Consider the following 20,153-nt stretch of genomic DNA (forward strand, 5'->3'; position numbering starts at 1 on the left):
CGGCGGTCCGTTTTTTATTCGACGCCTGAAGTACCAGGCATCGCAGACGTATCAGAGCACCTTGTTTTTATCGAGCGACTTGCCCGTAGCGGCGTTATAACGCTCGACGTATTCGACCATCAGCTTGCGCATTGCGCGGCCGATCGCCCTGTAGTCGCTCTCGTTGAGGTTGGCGAGCGACACGCGCCCCGACGGGTGTTGCGTGCCGAAGCCGCGTCCCGGCAACAGCACGACGCGGGCTTCCTTCGCGGGCCGGAACAGCAGTTCGGAGGGCTCGGTATTCTTGAAGAGCCACGCGACGAACTCCGGTCCATACGCACGATTACCAAGGAATTCGAGGTCGATGATGGTGTAGTAGTCGACCTGGTTCACGTCGCTGTCGTCGAACCTGATACCTATCTCCCGGTACAACGCTTCCTTGCGGCTGCGAATCAGGCGCTTGAGCGCGTTCTTGCAGGCGTCCGGGGTGTCCATCAGCGCGAAGAGCGAGAACAGCACCATCTGCACCTGCTGCGGCGTGGAAAGCCCCGCAGTGTGGTTCAGCGCGACAGTACGGCTGTCGGCTACCAGGCGGTCGATGAACTTCAGGTTCTCCGGCTCGGTGGTGATGGATTCATACCGCTCATGCAACTCCTTGCGCTGTTCCTTCGGCAGCTTGCGGATCAGCTCGTCGATCACGTTCTCGCGATGCATGGCGATGGTGCCGAGCCGCCAGCCGGTCGCGCCGAAGTACTTCGAATACGAATACACGAGGATGGTGTTCTTCGGACACAACGCGAACAGCGAGACGAAGTCGTCGGCGAAGGTGCCGTACACGTCGTCGGTCAGGAGGATCAGGTCCGGCCGCTCTTTCACGATCTCGGCTATGTACGCGAGGCTCCCGGTGTTCATCTTGACGGAAGGCGGATTGCTCGGATTCACGAGGAAGAAAGCCTTCACCTTCGGATCGCGCAGCTTGTCGAGTTCCTTCTTCGAGTATTGCCAGCCAAGTTCCACCTCGGCGTTCAGGTTGACCCCGTTCAACCGATAATCGTTCAGCGTGGGGATTTCTATGTACGGCGTAAAGATGGGGGAGCCTAGCGCGATGGTGTGATCAGGTGATTCTCGCGCATCGTGTTGAAGATGTAGGTCATGGCGGCAGTGCCGCCTTCGGTCGCGAAGATATCGAAGTCGCCCACGAACGGGTGCTTGCCGATCATCTCCTTCTTCAGGTACTGCGCAACAATCACTTCCGACAGCTTCAGCATCCGGTCCGGCACCGGATAGTTTGACGCGAGAATACCCTCGCACATTTCGTAAAGGAATTCACCGCCGTCAAGGCCAAGCTGATCGCGCACATACGAGAGCACGCCGCGCAGGAAGTCGATACCGGCCACGCCCTTGTTGTCGCGCGCAAAAATTTCAAAGCGCTCTTCGAGTCCCTGGTGCTTGGGGAAACCGCCCAGCCCTTCGGGCATGTGGGCGAACGAGCGCTCGGACTCGCGCATGGCGAAAAGGCCGAGTTGCCAGAAGCCGTGGCGTGGAATAGTGGCGAGGAAATTCGGGTTGCCGCGGCCCGCGTTGAGCATGGCCGCGTTGGCGGGACGCTCGGCCACGCCGCCGCCGGCAGCCTTGATCGTTCGTCCTTGAGTTCGAACGGGCTGAGCGCCGCGATCTTGGATCGTTCCCGCGAACCCGCCTTTGTAGATTTTGCCATCCAACACCTCCAGAAATGATCGACTGCTTGAAAGAGTGACGTTCGGAAAACCCGTCAATCCTTTTGGGAGAAAAAGCGGCAATGAAATTTCAGGTAATGCGTCTTTGATCGCAATCGATTATCGGGAAACTACGTCGCGGCAAACTGCCTGGATCCCTTTCAACCGATATTCGCAACCGCGCCGCAATTCAACACGCGGCTGGTTTATGCATGATGACCACGATAGTTTTAGGAAACGAAATAATCCCGACGCCACCCGCCGGGCAGAGAGTAAATAGTCTAGGGGGGAAACTTCAAACGCAATCGGTTTATGTTTGCTCCTGGGGCTTGCGCCATCTGCTTTTCGCTGGCAAAGACGATGGCGAATGTATTCGACAACATTTAAAGAACTCAATACGCGGTCATATTACCGTTCGCAATCATGGGAGTCTGGCGCGTGAATGCAATTACATCACCCACGCAAACATGAAAGGCTAATTACCAGAGTCAATCCCGGTTGCTTGAACCCTTCAGGACGCACGGGTAAATATCGCGGATATCAGCGCATGAGCAGGTGGGCATGCTCCGTGCGGCAAGTGTCCGGCGCCGGATCAAGAGCCGCTTCACAAGACGCTTATGCAAACCCCTTAAACTGTCTTCCATTCGCGCGGCCAGGCGGCGTGGGACTGCGCATGATGTCCCGGCATGCCCTTGATGCCGTCCAGGCAAACAGACACATATAACGGCTTTGAAGCGCATGACGAATCGAAACAAGAAGACTGAAACCCCGTCGGCCCATCCTTCCCGGGCCGGCTTCGTGCGCGTACGGGGCGCCCGCGAACACAACCTTCGCAACATCGATGTCGACATTCCCCGCGACGCGCTGGTTGTCTTCACAGGCGTCTCGGGATCGGGCAAATCGTCGCTGGCGTTCGGCACGCTCTACGCTGAAGCGCAGCGCCGTTATTTCGAATCCGTGGCGCCCTATGCACGTCGTCTCATCGACCAGGTAGGCGTGCCGGAAGTGGATTCCATCGAAGGTCTGCCGCCCGCCGTCGCGCTGCAGCAGCAACGCGGCACGCCCAACGCGCGCTCGTCGGTGGGCAGCGTAACCACGCTGTCCAGCCTCGTTCGCATGCTGTACTCGCGCACCGGCACGTACCCGGCGAAACAACCCATGCTGTTCGCTGAAGACTTCTCGCCGAACACGGTGCAAGGCGCTTGCCCCACCTGCCACGGTCTGGGGCGTGTCTACGAGGTGACCGAGCAATCGATGGTGCCCGACGACTCATTGACTATCCGCGAGCGCGCCGTCGCTGCGTGGCCGCCGGCGTGGCATGGCCAAAACCTGCGCGACATCCTGGTCACGCTCGGGTTCGATGTCGACACCCCGTGGCGCGAGTTGCCGAAGAAAGACCGCGACTGGATCCTGTTTACCGACGAGACACCGACGGCTCCCGTGTATGCCGGCATGACACCGCAGGAGACGCGAGCCGCGCTCAAGCGCCACGCGGAACCGAGCTACCAGGGTACGTTTACCGGCGCGCGGCGCTACGTGCTGCACACCTTCGCCAACACGCAAAGCGCGTTGATGAAAAAGCGCGTGTCTCATTTCATGGTGAGCAGTGCGTGTCCGTCGTGCCATGGCAAGCGCCTGAAGCCCGAGGCGCTGTCCGTGACCTTCGCGGGACTCGATATAGGCGAGTTTTCGCAGATGCCGCTCGCGCGTGTTGCGGACGTGCTGCGCCCTATTGCCCGCGGCGAGAGCCCGGAGCCCGGGACAGCGTCGGCGGATGAAATATTGAGCAAGGACGAGATGCGGGCAGCCGTCGCACGCCGGGTCGCGTCCGGTGGAGCGGAACACAAGGCCTCCCCCGATATCAGACGGACTACGAATCAATCCAGGGAGAAGCAGGTTGCTGCGCAACGAATTGCAAGCGAGTTGCTCGAACGGCTGACCACCCTGATCGATCTTGGCCTGGGGTATCTTGCGCTGGACCGCGGCACACCGACCTTGTCGTCGGGCGAGTTGCAGCGGCTGCGGCTTGCGACACAACTCGCATCGCAGTTGTTCGGGGTGATCTATGTCCTCGACGAACCCTCCGCCGGCCTTCACCCCGCCGACGGCGAAGCGTTGTTCAGCGCGTTGCTGCGCCTGAAGGCCGCGGGCAATTCGCTGTTCGTGGTCGAGCACGACCTGGAGATGATGCGCCGGGCGGACTGGCTGGTGGATGTGGGTCCTGCCGCGGGCACGGGGGGCGGCCAGATTGTCTATAGCGGGCCGCCTGCAGGCCTGGCGGACATCGAGGAATCGCAAACGCGGCTGCATCTGTTTGGCGACGCCCGGCCGGCTCCGCGTTCGAAGCGCACGCCGACCGCCTGGCTGCGTCTTGAGAACGTGACGCGCAACAACTTGCTGGACCTGGAGGCAGCCTTCCCGCTTGGCTGCTTCACGACCGTGACGGGCGTTTCGGGCTCGGGTAAATCGAGCCTGGTCAGTCAGGCGCTGCCGGAGCTGGTTGCGGACCGGCTTGGACGGCCGATCGTGGCCGATACGGACGAGGAAAGCGACCCGTTGCTGGATGCCGAGGACATTCCGACCGGTGGCGAAATAACGGCCGGCATGGAGCGAATCCGGCGGCTGGTACGGGTCGATCAGAAACCGATCGGACGCACGCCGCGCTCGAATCTCGCGACCTACACGGGCCTTTTCGATCATGTGCGCAAGCTGTTCGCAGAGACACCCACCGCGCGTAGGCGGCGCTATGACGCGGGCCGTTTCTCGTTCAACGTTGCAAAAGGTCGATGCCCGACATGCGAGGGCGAGGGCTTCGTGAGTGTCGAGTTGCTGTTCATGCCTAGCGTATATGCACCGTGCTCGACATGCGGAGGGACACGATACAACCCGGAGACGCTGGAGATCGAGTGGCACGACAAGAACATTGCGGACGTGCTGCAGATGACCGTGGACACCGCATGCGCCTTCTTTGCCGGCGAGCCGCAGATCATGCGTGCGCTGACCGTACTCAAGGACATTGGACTGGGTTATTTGCGCCTGGGCCAGCCTGCCACGGAACTGTCGGGCGGCGAGGCGCAGCGGATCAAGCTGGCGACGGAACTGCAGCGGGCGCAGCGGGGCGAGACCCTTTACATCCTGGATGAACCCACGACCGGCCTGCATTCCACGGACAGCGACCGCCTGTTGATTCAATTGCAGGGTCTGGTCGATGCAGGCAACACCGTGATCGTGGTCGAGCACGACATGCGGGTCGCGGCCCAAAGCGACTGGGTCATCGACATGGGACCGGGGGCGGGCGAGGAAGGCGGCAAAATGGTGGTCAGCGGCACGCCGGAAGACGTGGTGAAGCGGGGGGAAACCAGCAGCCATACGTCAAGGTATCTCAAGGCCTGTATGCCCTGAGGTTCGGCGGCGCAAGACTCTCAAGACAAAACAGCCGGTGACTCCTCTTAGAGCCACCGGCTGCCGCCAGCCAATACCAGAACGCTTAGTCCATTGTCTCGAGCATCGGGTAGTCCGTGTACCCTTCCGAGCCGCGAGCATAGAACGTCTCGGGGATCGGCGCGTTCAACGCGGCATCGCTTTCGAAGCGTTTCACGAGATCCGGGTTGGCGATAAACAACTGCCCCCACGCAACGGCGTCGGCGTCACCCCGGTCAAGCGCTGCCTGCGCGCTTTCCTTGGTGAACTTCTCGTTAGCGATATAGACGCCGCCGAAGGCCCGCTTCAGCTGCGGTCCGATCGAATCCTCACCAACGCGCTCACGCGCTGCGATGAAAGCGATCTTGCGCTTGCCCAGCTCACGTGCAACATAACCAAACGTCGCCGCGCGATCGCTGTCGCCCATGGTATGGGAATCAGCACGCGGCGCAAGGTGCACGCCGACCCGGTCAGCGCCCCAGACTTCAATACATGCATCAACTACTTCAAGCATCAGGCGAGCGCGGTTTTCAATCGGGCCGCCATAGATGTCCGTGCGCTTGTTCGTGCTGTCCTGCAGGAACTGATCGAGCAGATAACCGTTCGCGCCGTGCACTTCAACGCCGTCAAAACCGGCAAGCTTCGCGTTCTCGGCACCCTTTCTGAACGCGTCAACCACGCCTTGGATTTCGTCGAGCTCAAGGGCTCGCGGCGTCACAAATTCACGCTGCGGCCGCACCAGGCTCACATGCCCTTGCGCCGCGATCGCGCTCGGCGCCACCGGCAGGTCGCCATTGAGGAAGATGGGGTCCGAAATCCGGCCAACGTGCCACAGTTGCAGCAGGATCGTGCCGCCGGTGTCATGGACCGCCTTCGTAACCAGCTTCCAGCCTTCGACCTGCTCGTCCGACCAGATCCCCGGCGTTTCTGCGTAACCCACGCCTTGCGGCGTAACCGAGGTCGCTTCGCTCAGGATCATGCCTGCCGCTGCACGATCGGCGTAATACTGCGCCATCAATGCATTTGGCACACGTTCAACGCCTGCGCGCTGACGTGTCAGCGGCGCCATGATGATGCGGTTGCGAAGATTAAAGGCACCGGCTTTGAGCGGGTCAAAAAGATTGGGCATTTGAAAGTATTCCTAAATAGGTTCTAAGGGAATCCGGCAACCGGAACCCGACGGACAAACTCATCGGTCAGAGGCCGTTACGAAGCTGATCAAGAAACGCCTGGATGACCGCTTCCTCGCGCTTGAAAAATATCCACTGCCCGATCCGCTTTGAACTCACCAGGCCCGCTTTATGAAGCGTGGCCAGATGAGCCGACACCGTGGATTGGGACATGCCGCAACGCGCGTCGATCTGGCCGGCGCACACGCCATTCGCGAGCGGTAACTCCTGCTCGCTGAAATAAGCCTCGGGCTCCTTGAGCCACGCGAGAATCTCGCGTCGCACGGGGTTGGCCAGGGCCTTGTGAATGGCGTCGATATCCATGAAAAACGCTTTGGGTGGAATCGTAATGAAGCGAAGTATATTTCGTAAAAACACGATATACAAGCAAACCACTATCACCGATAGGGGTAATCCCTGATCAACCCGGTTGCTCGCTCCCGTCAGGACGCTTTGTGCGTATCGGGCGGCCAGGGCGCGTCGTCTCGTGAAAGCCCGAACATGCTGGCATCGGGCGGAGGGTTATGGTCTCATTCGTCCTTTGGATCACCCGCCGCCGTCCATGGACCTGAAGCAGATTCACTATTTCATCGCGCTGTTCGAAGACGGCTCGGTCACGCGCGCGGCGAAGCGGCTCAACATCGTGCAGCCGGCGCTCAGCATGCAGATCTCAAAGCTCGAAGCGGAGCTTCATCAGCCGTTGTTCGAGCGCGGCCCCCACGGCATGACGCCGACCGAAGCCGCGCGCCTGATGTACCGGCTCTACGTGCCGATCATTCGCGATATCGAACACGCTCGCGAGCAACTGAGCCGCAGTGATGTGATTGTTACGGGGCGTGTGGCGCTCGGCATGGTGTCCTCGGAAGCGGAGAGCGTGCTGCCCGAATCGCTCGCCACCTTCAACGCGCTGTTTCCGCAAGTGGAAGTGTCGGTGGCGGACGGCTTCAGCGCGCAGCTGATTGATGCGGTCGAAACCGGGCGCCTGGATGCCGCGGTCATCAACAAGCCGCGCGGCCGTCTGTCGCTCGACACGCGCTCCTTGCTCGACGAAGAGATGGTGCTGGTCACGAGTGTCATCCACGGACGAGCGATGCCCGATGTTATCAATCTTGCTGAACTCGGTGACCTGGAGCTTGTGCTGCCCACCCGCCGCAACGGCCTGCGCGGCGTGCTGGATGCCGCGCTTCTCAACGCGGACATTGTGATCAAGCCGAAGTTTGAAATCGATCTGCTGAACACGATCGTGCAGTTCGTCGAACAGAGCAACGTGGCCACGATCCTGCCGCGGGTGGTTGTGCAGCGGAAGGTGGATGACGGCCTGCTGCGCGCCTACCGCATTGCGTCTCCGGGAATCGTGCGGCATATCGTGTGCGTGAGTCACCCGAAGCGGCCGATCGGCGCCGCGACGAATGCACTCATTGAAATCATCACCGACAACATTCGTCGCGTGACCACGACCGCCGTGTCCCTTTGAGTCGCAAGGTCAGTTCAAGAAAGATCAACCCGCACGCGCCAGACGATTCTCGAGCTTGCCGAGCGTCTCCGGCACGATGAACGCCCCCGCAAGAAAGATCACGCTGATCACGCCGACGAAGATCGCGAGCGTCATCGGCAACTCGCTCGGGTTCTTCGCTACCAGCGAGACAGCGGTCGGCATCATGCCGCCAATTGCAAAGCCGATATTCCACGAGAGCCCCGTTCCTGTCGCGCGGATAGCAGTCGGAAAACGCTCGTTCAGGAAGATCAGGATAGGCGCATAACCTGCACTGCCGAGTGCGCTCAACACAACCGCATACACACCGATCATCGTGATGCTTGGCGCGGTGGGCAACAGGAGGAACAACGCAGGCAGTGCGATCAGGCGCACCAGCCCGATCCAGATGAATGCCGTCTTGCGGCCGATGAACGTGCTCAGGTGCCCCGCCGCCACCGACGCAGCAAGTACCCCCACGCTCGCGATCATCAGGATGGCAGCGGCGGCGCCATTAGGCACGTGGCTGACCACCTTCAGGAAGGTCGGCAGGTAACCCGAGGTCAGGTAATAACCGCTGCCGCCGCCAATGGTGAGCAGCAGGTTCACGAACAGGATGCCGCGGTAGTCCCGCGAAAACAGCGTCCTGATCGGCGAGCGGATGACTTCCACCGGTGCGGACATATCGCGTGATGCTGCCTTCGCGGCCTTCTCCGCCGCCAGCTTTTTCCACAGCGGCGACTCTTCGAGGCTATTGAACACGAACAGCCCGAGCACCGAACTGATGATCCCGGTGAAGAACATGCAACGCCAGCCCCATACGTCAAAGAGCGCACCTGGAAAGAGTGACGACATGGTCAGGAATACGATGGAAGCGAGCAAGGCGCCCAGGCCCGCACCGCCGCCACCGATCAGCCCGGACACCGCGCCGCGATACTTCGGCGCAACCGATTCCGTGCCGATGGTATGCGTGGACGCTACCACCCCGCCCACGAACACACCCTGCACCAGCCGCAACAGGAGGAACAGGACCGGCGCTGCCAGACCGACCTGCGCAACCGTAGGCAAGGCGCCGAAGAGCGCGGTCGATATCCCCACGCCTACGACGGCGAGAATCATCGCGCCCTTGCGGCCGTGCCGGTCCGCGTAGGAACCGAACCACGCGGAGCCGAGCGGACGCATCAGCAGGGTCACCGCAAACGACGCGTAGACCGCTGCCAGCGAGAGCATGGCGTGTTCGGACGGGAAGAACAGCCGGCCGACCACGGGAGCCACGTACAACAGCACGAACAGATCGAATAGATCGAGTGCCCAACCCAGGCATGACGCCACTACTGCGCCCATCACCTGTCGCGTGTTTACTTCGGGTGCGGCGGCGCTTTCCTGTGCTGCTACGGACATTGTCATCTCCTTGAAGGTCACGGCGCCCTCTTTCGAATGGCGCCGCGTTTTAGGCACGTCGGACTGCCGTGCTCTCGTTGGCGGTTAAGAAATGGTTGAGTGCGTTTGATATCGGTGCTGCGCTTGCGCGCCGGAACCCGCTTGTGTGCTCAGCATCGTGTCGGCGATTTTCTCGGCGATCATGATGGTCGGAATGTTGGTGTTGGCCGAAGGCAGCCGCGGCATCAGCGACGCGTCTGCTACGCGCAAGCCTTGCGCGCCGTGCACGCGTCCCTGGGTATCGACCACGGCTTGGCGATCGCTCGCCGGACCCATCCGGCACGTACCGCTTGCATGCCATACCCCGAATACATTCGCGCGGATAAACGCGTGCAGCGCGTGCTCGTCGGCCAGCAGGGACGCCATGTCCTTGCCACGTGTAAAGAACCGCTCGATCAGCAAACGGCGCAGCGGTGCGGGCGTATCGAGCATCGCGCCGAGCAGCGACGTCACGAACGCGTTGGTCTTGCTCACGCGGCTGAGCGCCTTAACACGCGGCGAAAATGCAGCCGGGAAGAAGTCGCGCGGGTCACGGTTCAGGCCCGATGCTTCAACCACGTTCGCCAGCAAGCGGATGCCCGCGGCGAGGCGCGCGGTGTCGCGTTCATCGTCGAGCAGGTTCAGGTCCACGCGCGGTGCGACAGCGGCGTCAGGGGAAACCAGTTGCACGCGGCCGCGCGAATACGGCCGGTTGCACCAGAGGAAGAACAAGCCGAGGCGGTTACCCAGCGCATGCCACGCAGCACGGGTCGCGCTCGACAAATACATGTCGGAGGCGTCGCAGTGATCGACGCCCGATGTAAAGCGCGCAGCCGTCATGCTTGCGCGGCGCCGCGTCAGCGGCATCCTGAACCGGGGTTCGAGGAAGTGACAGAACGTCAGGGACGGATGATCCTGCAGGTTGCGCCCCACACCGGGCAAGTCGATCGCGCAACGCAGGCCGAGTGCATCGAGATCCGCCATGCCGCCGATACCCGCGCGCAGCAGCATGGCCGGAGACTGCAACGCGCCGGCCGCAACAATCACCTCACGCGCGTCGAATCGCACACGCTCACCATTGGCTGCGATCGCTATCACTCCCTTTGCCGTGACACCTTCCATCAGAATGCGCTCGACATTCAGGTTCGCGAAGATCGACAGGTTCGGCCGTTTGCGCGTCGCCGCATCGAGGTAGGCAGTCGCGGTGGTCACACGCCGGTCGTCGAGATTCGAGAACGCGCCGGGGAAAACACCATCGCCGAATTCCGCGTTCTGGTCTTCCAACAGGGTCAGCCCATTCTTGCGCAGGCCGTTCGCGAATGCATGGCAGAAAGGCGGCCAGTCGTGCGGCATGATGCGGCGGATGGCAACCGGCCCATTGCGGCCATGCAACTCGGCATCGGGAAAATTCACATCGCGTTCGAGCTTGAGAAAGTACGGCAGCACGTCGTCCCAGCTCCAACCCGCTGCGCCGTTCGCAGCCCAGTCGTCGTAGTCGCGCGGCAAGCCGCGATTCGCCGACTGGACGTTGATGCTCGAGCCGCCGCCCATCACGCGGCCCTGCTCGTACACGCGCTCGGCCGCCTGTTTCGTGGCGCGCGCTTTCAGCCCGGGCCAGATGTAGGTGTCGCCGCAAAACACCGGCATGGGGTAGCTGTCGAGGATCGCTTCGGGCACCTGGCCCGGTGGCGTATCCGCGCCCGCTTCGATCAACGCGACGCGCAACGACGGCACGGCCGACAGCCGGTGCGCAAGCACGCACCCCGCCGACCCACCACCCACGATCACGTAGTCGAACGCCTCCACGCCTGTCTCCCTGGTCCCATGCACGATGATTACTTATGGTGTGCTGCAGTCTTCAACTACCTCGAAACACCGGCTTGCGTTTGCTGTGAAACGCTTCCACGCCTTCGCGGAAATCGTCCGATGTGCGCAACCGGCTATAGCTGTGCCCTTCAAGTTCGATAGCAATCGAGAGCGGCGCATCTTCCGTGTCATTGAGCAGCTTCTTGGCCGTGCGCTGTGCGAGCGGCGAAAACGCGCGCAGTTCATCGACGAGTGCATCGGTCGTGGCTTCCAGCTGCGCGTCCGCTACACACTCCACCGCAATGCCCCACTCGTACGCCTGCTTGCCGGGAATCCGGCGCGAGCGCATCACGATGTCCTTGGTCCTGCCAATGCCTACCATCTGCTGCAGGCGAGCCGATCCACCCGAACCCGGGATCTGGCCCAGCTTCTGTTCCGGCAGTGCGTAGAAGGTCGTGTCGGTCGCAATGCGGAAATCACAGGCGAGCGACAACTCGAAGCCCACGCCGAAGCAAAAGCCGCGATTCGCCGCAATCACCGGCTTCGAGCAGCGAGCGGGCGCCGCGATATTCCACGCCAGCTTCGACACATGTTCCGGCGATGCTTCAAGGAAACCCTTGATGTCACCGCCGCTCGAAAAATGCTCACCGTTCGCGCGAACCACGATCACGCGCACGCGGTCATCTTCGTCAAGCGCTTCGAACGCCGCGCGCAACTGGTCACGTGCGTGCATCGAAATGACGTTGAGCGGCGGACGATGCAGGATGATGTCGGCACGCTCGCGGGTTTCATCGACTTCGATCGAGAAGCCGTCCAGGTCCTGCAACAGCGTCTGGCCGCGATGGGTCAAGTCAGTCATCGGTTACTCCTTCGTTGTTTCAGTAGGGTTGTTCGTGGTGTCGAGGTCATATTCACCGGCGGATAATTTGCGCCGCAGGATCTTGCCGACCGGCGACTTCGGAATCTCGTCGACAAAAACATAGTCGCGCGGACGCTTGAAATTCACGAGATCAGACTCACGGCACCAGGCGTCGAGCGTACGGGTATCGACGTAATCACGGCGCTTGATGAACGCGACCACGCGTTGTCCCCAACGCTCGTCCTTCACGCCCGCGACCGCCACTTCGTCCACGGCGGGATGCAGCGACAACACCGATTCAATATCCACCGGTGAGATGTTTTCACCGCCGCTGATGATCATGTCGTCTACCCGGCCGCTCACGAAGAGGTCGCCGTCCTGGTCGAAGAAACCGGTGTCGCCGGTGAAATACCAGCCGTCGCGCAAGGACTTCGCATTCGCGTCCGGACGATTCCAGTAACCTTCGAATGCTTCGTCGCCAAGCAGGTCCGCAATGATCTGGCCTTCCTCGTGCATGGCCGCGAGATCGGCCGACGAGACCGCATCCAGCTTCACCACGCGCAGCCGCGTGTTGATACCCGCGCGTCCCGCGCTGCCCGGCTTGCGTGTGGCGTCCTGGTCGATGCTGAACGTGTACACCTCGGATGATCCGTAGTGGTTCACGAACAGTTCGGGCTTGAATGCAGCCGACAGGCGTTTCAGCAAGCCGTCGCTCATGGGTGCGCCGGCAAAGCCGAGCTTGGTCACCGAGGCTACGTTTTCGCACGCGAAGCCGGGGGCGGCCAGCAGGTCGTGATAAAGCGTAGGCACGAGATACAGGCACGTGAGTTCGAACGAGCTGATCGACTCCAGCGCCTGGGGCCCGTTCCAGCGCCGCATGCAAACGAACAGGCCGTCGACCAGCGCCATGGCGAGAAGCGAGCGCACGCCCATGGTGTGATACAGCGGCATGACGCCAAGCGTGCGTTCACCGTAGCGGTAGAGGTTTTGCGCCACGTGCGCGAGCGCAGCGGCACGCTCATGCCGGTGACGGCGCGGCACGCCCTTCGCTTTGCCTGTTGTGCCGGAGGTATAGAGGATGAGCGACAGGTCCTCGGCCGTGGCTTCCGTTGTGCCGCTCGCCGCCTGCCCGCTCAGCAACGCATCGAACGAAGTCGTGCCGAGGGCGTCGTCCAACGCCACACGCGGCAGCTTCTGCGCCGCCTCGCTTGCGTAGACCGCATCGGCGGAAACCGGTTCGAATACGACCGCTTTCGCGCCCGCATCGGTCACGCAATAGTCGAGTTCCTCCGGCTTCGCGCGCCAGTTCAACGGCGTCATGACAATGCCCGCGAACTGGCAGGCCCAATGCAGCGTTGCCATTTCCCAGCGGTTTTGCAGCACCACGAGCAAGCGGTCGCCGCGTACAAGACCCAGCCCGCGCAAACCGCCGGCCGCCTTGAGGATGGTTTCGTGCCACTGCGCATAAGTCAGCCGGACGTCGCCATCCACGAGGGCAAGCGTGTTAGGACTGCGCTCAACGCTTTGCAAAAAGGTCCGGCCGAGATCAAGCATGTTCCGGCTCCTTCTTGCTGCTCCCCTTGCTGCACCCGTCGCTGCACCCGTTACGCTGTGCCGCTACATCCAGCACCGCCGCCACTATCGGCGTGTAGCCTGTACAGCGGCACAGATGGCCCGACAGCATCTCGCGTACCTGCGTTTCCGTCGGGTCAGGGACCCGCTTGAGATAGTCCGCACACGACATCAGGATGCCGGCCGTGCAGAAGCCGCACTGCAATGCGTGATGACGTTGAAACGCCCGTTGCAGATCGCCAAGCGTTTGGTCAGGCGCGAGACCTTCGACCGTGTCCACCCGGCGCCCCTCCGCCTGCACCGCCAGCATCAGGCATGACCGTGCCGCCACGCCATCCACATGCACGGTGCACGCACCGCACACGCCATGTTCGCAACCCACGTGCGTTCCCGTCGCGCCCAGTTCATGACGCACGAAATCGGACAGCAGGTCGCGCGATTCGCAATAGCCGGTCCGCTCCCGTCCGTTGAGCGTCACGGTGATCCGCCGGCGCTCACCGCGCTGCAGCGTGGTGGATGATGTCTTGCTCACTTCGCCTCCTCTATCACGCGCCATCCGAGTTGCCGCACCAGATGGCGTCTGTAAGTTGCGCTGACATGGGTGTCGTCCTGCGCATTCAGCTTCCAGCTCAAGTCGTTCAACGCGCCGCGCAAGTCATCGCCATGCAGCCTGGGCCATTGCTCGACCACGGGCCGGTCCGCCACGCCGCCGACCGCGATCCTGATGTATGTATCCGTGACCACGGTGGCGCACGCGACCATCGCGAAGTCCCCATGGCGGGCTGAGAATTCCGTGAAGGCATATCGCTCGCCGGCTCTCTTCAACGGGAACCGCACGCCTTCCACCAGTTCGTCGGGCTCGCGTGCAGTCATCAACATGCCCTGGAAAAAATCCCCGGCCTTGAGCACGCGCTTGCGTTTCTTCGATCGCAACATCACGTCGCCACCCAGTACCGAGAGCACCAGCGGCAGTTCCGCGCTGGGGTCCGCATGCGCGATCGAACCGCATACGGTGCCGCGATTGCGGATCTGAAAATGCGAGATATGCGGGAACGCAAGCGCGAGCAAGGGCACTTCGTTCTGCAATGACGGCCGCCATTCCACGCTGCCTTGTGTAGCGGCCGCATTCACCACAAGATGACCATGGTCAATGATCGTGCGATCGAGGTCTTCGGTACGAGAGATATCGATCAGCACCCGTGGTTGCGCAAGCCTCATGTTCAGCACGGCCATCAGCGACTGGCCACCCGCGAGGATGCGTGCGTCTTCGCCGGTTTGGGCAAGGACCTCGAGCGCGTCGTGCGAGGAAGCGGCGCGCAGATAATCGAATGGCGCCGGTTTCATGACTTCCTCCTGAAGTGTGCAACAAGCCTGCCGAGCCACGAACCGCCGGTTTTCAAGGGCTTGCCCGCTGCCTGACGTCCCAGCGACTCAAACAGTTGCCGCAGCACGACCTTCGCCGCGCCTTCAAGCATCCGGCCGCCTACGGCTGCGACCTTGCCAGACACCTGTGCCTCGTAGTCGTAGGTAAGCCGCGTACCGGTAGCGACGGGCGTGAGTTCCACCAGGCCATTGCCGCGCGCGCTGCCAAGCGACGACATACCCGCGCCGGCCAGACGCAACCGGTGCGGCGGATCGAGATCTGACAGCGTGATCTCCGCTTCGAAGCGCGCCTTGATCATGCCCACGCCCACGGTCACATCCGCGCGGTACGCGTTCTCGCCCGTAGCTTCCAGCGCATGACAACCGGGGATCACCTTGGCGAGCGCGTCCGGATCGAGCAGCACCGCGAAGATCGCTTCCGGCGACGCAGCGAGATCAACGCTGCCCTGCGCGGTCAGCGCCTTGCCGCCGGGCAGGGTCGGCCGCTTCTGCTGCGTCTCGCGGAACTCCGGCCGCGAAGGCTCCGGGTCGTCGATACCGATCAGCGCCATCACCTTCGAAGGCGTGAGCGGCAAACGGATGTCATCCACACCGAGCGCGTCGGCCACCGCATTCGCAACGCATGGCGGCGTGCTCATGTTGTTGCCCTCGCCCAGTCCCTTGGCGCCGAGGGGCGTGAAAGGCGACGGCGTCTCCAGATGGATGATCACCGGATCGGGCACTTCGCACGTGGTCGGCATCAGGTAATCGGCGAGCGTGCCGGACTGGAAACTGCCGTCGGCGCCATAGCGAAACTCTTCCATCAGCGCCGCGCCGAGTCCCTGCGCAAACGCGCCGCGAATCTGGCCGTCGGCGAGCGCGGGGTTCAGCAACGTGCCGGCATCGTGCGCGGTCACATAGCGGTCGATCCGCACGCGCCCCGTTGCGCGGTCCACTTCAACGCCGCACATGTCGAAGGCAAAACCATATGCGGCCGAGGTATTGATGCGGTCCTGTTCATCGGGCGCATCCATGTTTTCCGGCGTCCAGAACACTGTCTCCCGCAACCCCGGTTCTTCGCCTTCGGGTAGCAGCGCGGGCGCCCAATGCGGAGCGTTGCTGGCGACGCGGCCAAAGGGCATCGCACGGTCTTCAGCACCCTTTGCATACACCCGGCCGTCCTCGAAGCAAATGTCCTCGGGCCGGCAACCAAGCTGCGACGAAACAATGCGCGCCAGCTTGTCGCGCACCCGCATGGCCGCAAGATGCACCGTGCCTGCGACGGCTCCGGCAAAGCGGCTTGAATAGTTGCCCGCCGCCACCGACCACGCGTCCTTGTGCGTATCGAACTCCACGTTCACCACGATCTCGTGTGGCGCGAGCCCGAGCACATCCGCCACCACTTGCGCGCACACGGTCATGTGACCCTGCCCCGCCGGTGTCGATGCAACCGTGACGACCACGCCGCCAAGCAGATCGACGCTGACCGTCGCACTCGCAATCGCGCCGCTCTTGGGTCCGGCCTTCTTGCGCGCCTCAGCGGGCATCACGGTCGTGATGTAGCCCATGTTCGATACCGACGGCTCGACAATGGCCGCAAAGCCAATGCCGTACAAACGGCCTTCCTTGCGCGCGGCTTCGCGGCGCGCCTTGAGCTCGTCGTAACCGCCCTCGGCGAGCGAGCGCTTCAACGCTTCCTGATAATTGCCGGAGTCCAGCAACGCGCCCGCCGCGGCACGATAAGGGAAGGCATCGGCGGGAACGAAATTGCGCCGGTACACGTCGAGCACGTCAAGCTTCAACTCGATCGCGATGCGTTGCACCAGGCGTTCGAGCGCGAAATAAACTTGCGGACCGCCAAAACCGCGTACGAGGCCGGTAGGCGTCTTGTTGGTCAGTACCACCCTGTTGCGCACCAGCAGCGCGGGAATGGCATAGGCGCCCGTTAAACAGCCGTGCATACGATAAAACGTGGCGGGCTCGGGCGCACGCAGATAACCGCCGCAATCCTCGATCTGGTCGTAGTTGAGTGCCGTGATCCGGCCGTCGTTTTCCACGGCCGCTTCGAGCGTGGTCAACCGCGCCGTGGCGGAGGTCGCCGCACTCAGGTGTTCAAGCCGGTCCTCCACGTATTTCACCGGCGCGTTCGCCTTGCGCGAGGCCAGGCACATCAAAACCACGTACGGGAACACCGCCTGCTTCACGCCGAAGCTGCCGCCCGAATCCCGCGGCGCCTTGTGACGCAGGCGGTTGGCCGGCACGTTCAGCGCGAGCGCCATCACCGCGTGCAGCGAGAACGGCCCCATGAAATTCGAGGTCACGTCATACCCTTCGTCGCCGGAAAGATACTCGGCGATGACCACGCCGCATTCAATCGGTGCGCAGGTATTGCGCGGATAGTGCGCTTCGAGCTTCACGCGATGCGGCGCGTTCCTGAATGCCGCTTCGGGCTCGCCATAGCGAAAACTGCGGTCGCTGATGACGTTGGTCTGGACGTTCGCATGCAGGACGGGTGCATCGCTTTTGAGCGCACCTTCTATTGACGTGACCGGGTCCAGCGTCCTGTATTCCACCTTGATCAGGTCGAGTGCGTCTTCGGCCAGCGCACGCGTTTCTGCCATCACCACCGCCACCGGTTCGCCGACATAACGCACGCGTTCAGTCGCGAGCGCCCACTGCTCCATCTTCGACTTCACGCCGACCACGAACGGCCGGGACCACGCGGCGAGATCATCACGCGTCAGGACCGCCCGCACGCCTTCGTATGCAAGCGCGGCCGTGGTGTCGATGGAAATCAGCTCGGCATGGGCATGCGGCGAGCGCAGGACCGCTGCGTGCAGCGTGCCCGGCTTGATCGCCAGGTCGTCGCCATAACGGCCGCGGCCAGTCAGGATCGCGGGGTCCTCGAAACGTTCGAGCGGCTTCCCGACGTGAGTGGTTCTGGGCTTTGGCGGCGTTTGCTGTGCCTCTTGCACCAGGTCGACCGCTTCGGATGCGCGCGCGTCGGCACCGGCGAAACCGGTCTGTTCGCGCTGATTCATTCGTCTGCTCCTTCGTTGCGCCGGGTGCCGAACTCATCGGCAAGACCGCTCCAGCGCCGGGTTATTTCGCTGTGCTCGATACTGAACAGATCGAGAATCCGGCCGACGGTATGGTCGACAACGTCTTCAATGGTCTTCGGATGTGCATAGAACGCCGGGACCGGCGGCATCACGATCGCGCCCATTTCCGTCGCCATGGTCATGTTGCGCAAGTGCGCGAGGTTGAGCGGCGTTTCGCGCGCCACCAGCACGAGCCGGCGGCGCTCTTTCAACATGACGTCGGCTGCGCGCGTGAGCAGGTTGTCGGCAAAACCATTGGCCACGGCGGCCAGCGTTTTCATCGAACACGGAGCCACGACCATGCCGCTCGTCACAAACGAACCGCTCGCAATCGATGCGCCGACATCGCGTATGTTGTGCACGACATCGGCGAGCGCATCGAGATCAGTGCGCGTGATGCCAAGCTCCTGCGCCGCGGTCACCGCGCCCGACGCCGACACGACCAGATGCGTCTCGTGCGTGCCGGTCCTGCGCAGCGCGGCAAGCAGCCGCACACCGATGACAGCGCCGCTCGCCCCTGAAATGCCGACGACCAGGCGCGGCTTTTGATCGGCGTTCATTCCGTGTCGCTCAGATAGGAGTCGAAGCCGGCGTTGTCGGCAACGACGAGCGCGTCGAGGTCGACCGCGTCGTAGCCCGGAATCCGCACGCGGGTGAACACATGGCCGGAATACATGACCGGCCGCGTGGCGTCGAGACCCATCTTCGCGCTGATACCCTGCAGATGCGGGGGTGCGTCGTCGGGATGACCGACGGTTGTCGACGGGTCCAGCGGCGAGCCTTGCGCGCCTTCGATCAACACAAGATCGCGGTCCGCCTGGAACCGCGTGGCGACCGCCCATTCAATTTCGGCGGGATCATGAGTGTCGACGTCGGTGTCCACCACCACGACCTGCTTGATGTCGTAATGCGCGCCGAATGCGCACAGGATCACGTTCTTCGCCTCGCCCTCTCGCTTCTTCGCGAACTGCACCCACAGGTGATAACGGCACACGCCGCCCACCGAAAGATGCACGTCGGTCACGCCGGGGTGACTGCGCTGAAGGTGCGACAAAAGCGTCGCCTCGCGGGGAATTCCACCCAGCAGCAAGTGCTCCATTTCGGCTGGCACGATGGTGTGATAGACCGGATTCTTCCGATGCGTGACCGCCGTCACCTCGATCACTTCGCGTGCTTCCTGAGCGCTGTAGTACTTCGGGAATTCACCGAACGGCCCTTCCGCTTCCCGCACGTCCGGCAGGATGCGGCCTTCGATCACGATCTCCGCGAACGCCGGCACGCGCACGTCGTTCGTGACGCATTTGACAACCGGCAAGGGCGCCCCATGCAGTGCGCCGGCAATCTCCAGTTCGTCGAAATCGATGGGAGAAATGGCTTGGGATGCGAGCATGGTCAGGGGATCGACGCCGATCGCCACCGCAATATCGAGTGCATCGCCGGCGGCTTCGGCTGCCTTCTGGAACGCATGCAGATGGCGCGGCAGCAGCAGGATTGCCATGCGATCGCGGGCGTGAACCTGGATACGGTTGATCGAGACATTCTGCACGCCGGTGCGGGGATTACGCGCAATCACGAGCCCTGCCGTGATGTACGGACCGTTGTCGTGTTCGCTATGAGTGGGGATCGGCAGCAACGCGTGAAGGTTGATGTCGTCGGTATGCAGGACCTGCTGGCAGGCCGCTTCACCAGCGGGCACTTCCTTCCACGGCAGGGGGTGGTCGGCTGCATCGCGGAAACGTTGCAGCAGGTCTTTCTCGGGCACGCCCATGGCTTCGGCAATCCACGCGCGCCTGGACATGAAACCGCTGACCACCGGCATGGTGTGACCACCTGGCGCCAGGAACACCGCTGCCTGCTTGCCGTCGAGCCGCTTCGCCACTGCCGCGAGTTCGTGTTTCAGCGAAACCGGCCGGGCAATAGTCGCCAGGCGGCCCGTGGCGGACAGGTGGGCGAGCCAGCCGCGCAGCGACAGCGCGCCGGCGAATTTCGGCGCGGGTTGGGTTGATGCGGTACCGTTCGTTGCGGCGTCACGTTGATTCATCTGCGTCTCCATCGTTGCTGAAATGAAGCGTAACGAGAACGCGATATAACTTCTAATACTGTTTTTTGATGCGTTCGATCAGTACCCGTGATATCCGTATTTGCCCCGATGTAAGTGTTTCGTTAGTGGAATATCGATAGCATGGGACTTGGGCGCACCGCCTGCCGGCCGGGAATCTGATAAATAATTGCGCTCTCATTAGACTTATTGATGGCCTGCCGCCGGGCCACTATCCGCTG

The 20,153-nt window shown here is 62.4% G+C and carries 13 protein-coding genes and 1 pseudogene; 2 read left to right on the forward strand and 12 right to left on the reverse strand.

What is annotated here, in order from left to right; genetic code table 11:
- Positions 1-51: 51 nt before the first annotated feature.
- Positions 52-1,696 (reverse strand): annotated as a pseudogene (locus tag ABH944_RS29140) (bifunctional aspartate transaminase/aspartate 4-decarboxylase).
- Positions 1,697-2,432: 736 nt separating this feature from the next.
- Between ABH944_RS29140 and ABH944_RS29145 the strand changes: the two are divergent.
- Complete coding sequence (locus ABH944_RS29145) at positions 2,433-5,096, forward strand: excinuclease ABC subunit UvrA (RefSeq protein ID WP_404610727.1); 2,664 nt, start codon at positions 2,433-2,435, stop codon at positions 5,094-5,096.
- Positions 5,097-5,181: 85 nt separating this feature from the next.
- On the opposite strand, the gene ABH944_RS29150 is transcribed toward ABH944_RS29145, so the two are convergent.
- Both ABH944_RS29150 and ABH944_RS29155 read right to left on the reverse strand, forming a co-directional pair.
- A complete protein-coding gene (locus tag ABH944_RS29150; RefSeq protein ID WP_404610728.1) occupies positions 5,182-6,243 on the reverse strand; it encodes an alkene reductase in 1,062 nt (353 codons plus the stop codon).
- A gap of 67 nt (positions 6,244-6,310) precedes the next feature.
- A complete protein-coding gene (locus ABH944_RS29155; protein ID WP_404610729.1) occupies positions 6,311-6,607 on the reverse strand; it encodes an ArsR/SmtB family transcription factor in 297 nt (98 codons plus the stop codon).
- A gap of 238 nt (positions 6,608-6,845) precedes the next feature.
- Between ABH944_RS29155 and ABH944_RS29160 the strand changes: the two genes are divergently transcribed.
- Complete coding sequence (locus ABH944_RS29160) at positions 6,846-7,757, forward strand: LysR family transcriptional regulator (RefSeq protein ID WP_404610798.1); 912 nt, start codon at positions 6,846-6,848, stop codon at positions 7,755-7,757.
- A gap of 24 nt (positions 7,758-7,781) precedes the next feature.
- Here ABH944_RS29160 and ABH944_RS29165 read toward each other — a convergent pair whose 3' ends face one another.
- From ABH944_RS29165 to ABH944_RS29205, 9 genes are all read right to left on the reverse strand, one after another.
- Positions 7,782-9,155, reverse strand: coding sequence for an MFS transporter (locus ABH944_RS29165; RefSeq protein ID WP_404610730.1), 1,374 nt, complete (start codon positions 9,153-9,155; stop codon positions 7,782-7,784).
- Positions 9,156-9,239: 84 nt separating this feature from the next.
- Entirely contained in the window at positions 9,240-10,979 is a 1,740-nt protein-coding gene (locus ABH944_RS29170) for a GMC family oxidoreductase (protein ID WP_404610731.1), read from the reverse strand.
- Positions 10,980-11,031: 52 nt separating this feature from the next.
- Positions 11,032-11,838 (reverse strand): enoyl-CoA hydratase/isomerase family protein, encoded by an 807-nt coding sequence (locus tag ABH944_RS29175; RefSeq protein WP_404610733.1) that lies wholly within the window; start codon positions 11,836-11,838, stop codon positions 11,032-11,034.
- 3 nt (positions 11,839-11,841) lie between these two features.
- Positions 11,842-13,392 carry an AMP-binding protein gene (locus ABH944_RS29180; protein WP_404610734.1) on the reverse strand — a complete coding sequence of 517 codons (1,551 nt, stop codon included), beginning with the start codon at positions 13,390-13,392 and terminating at the stop codon, positions 11,842-11,844.
- Positions 13,385-13,942 carry a (2Fe-2S)-binding protein gene (locus ABH944_RS29185; RefSeq protein WP_404610735.1) on the reverse strand — a complete coding sequence of 186 codons (558 nt, stop codon included), beginning with the start codon at positions 13,940-13,942 and terminating at the stop codon, positions 13,385-13,387. Before ABH944_RS29185 ends, ABH944_RS29180 begins: the two co-directional genes overlap by 8 nt.
- Positions 13,939-14,754: an FAD binding domain-containing protein gene (locus ABH944_RS29190; protein ID WP_404610736.1), complete on the reverse strand. Its 816-nt coding sequence runs from the start codon at positions 14,752-14,754 to the stop codon at positions 13,939-13,941. Before ABH944_RS29190 ends, ABH944_RS29185 begins: the two co-directional genes overlap by 4 nt.
- Entirely contained in the window at positions 14,751-17,813 is a 3,063-nt protein-coding gene (locus tag ABH944_RS29195; RefSeq protein WP_404610737.1) for a xanthine dehydrogenase family protein molybdopterin-binding subunit, read from the reverse strand. The genes ABH944_RS29190 and ABH944_RS29195 overlap by 4 nt, the downstream gene beginning before the upstream one ends.
- Entirely contained in the window at positions 17,810-18,433 is a 624-nt protein-coding gene (locus ABH944_RS29200; RefSeq protein ID WP_404610738.1) for a UbiX family flavin prenyltransferase, read from the reverse strand. Before ABH944_RS29200 ends, ABH944_RS29195 begins: the two co-directional genes overlap by 4 nt.
- The gene (locus ABH944_RS29205; RefSeq protein WP_404610739.1) at positions 18,430-19,914 is read right to left on the reverse strand and encodes a UbiD family decarboxylase; all 1,485 of its coding nucleotides are present in this window, start codon (positions 19,912-19,914) and stop codon (positions 18,430-18,432) included. The genes ABH944_RS29200 and ABH944_RS29205 overlap by 4 nt, the downstream gene beginning before the upstream one ends.
- Between the last annotated feature and the right edge of the window lie 239 nt (positions 19,915-20,153).

Source organism: Caballeronia udeis, assembly GCF_044909315.1.
GTDB classification, from domain to species: domain Bacteria; phylum Pseudomonadota; class Gammaproteobacteria; order Burkholderiales; family Burkholderiaceae; genus Caballeronia; species Caballeronia udeis_A.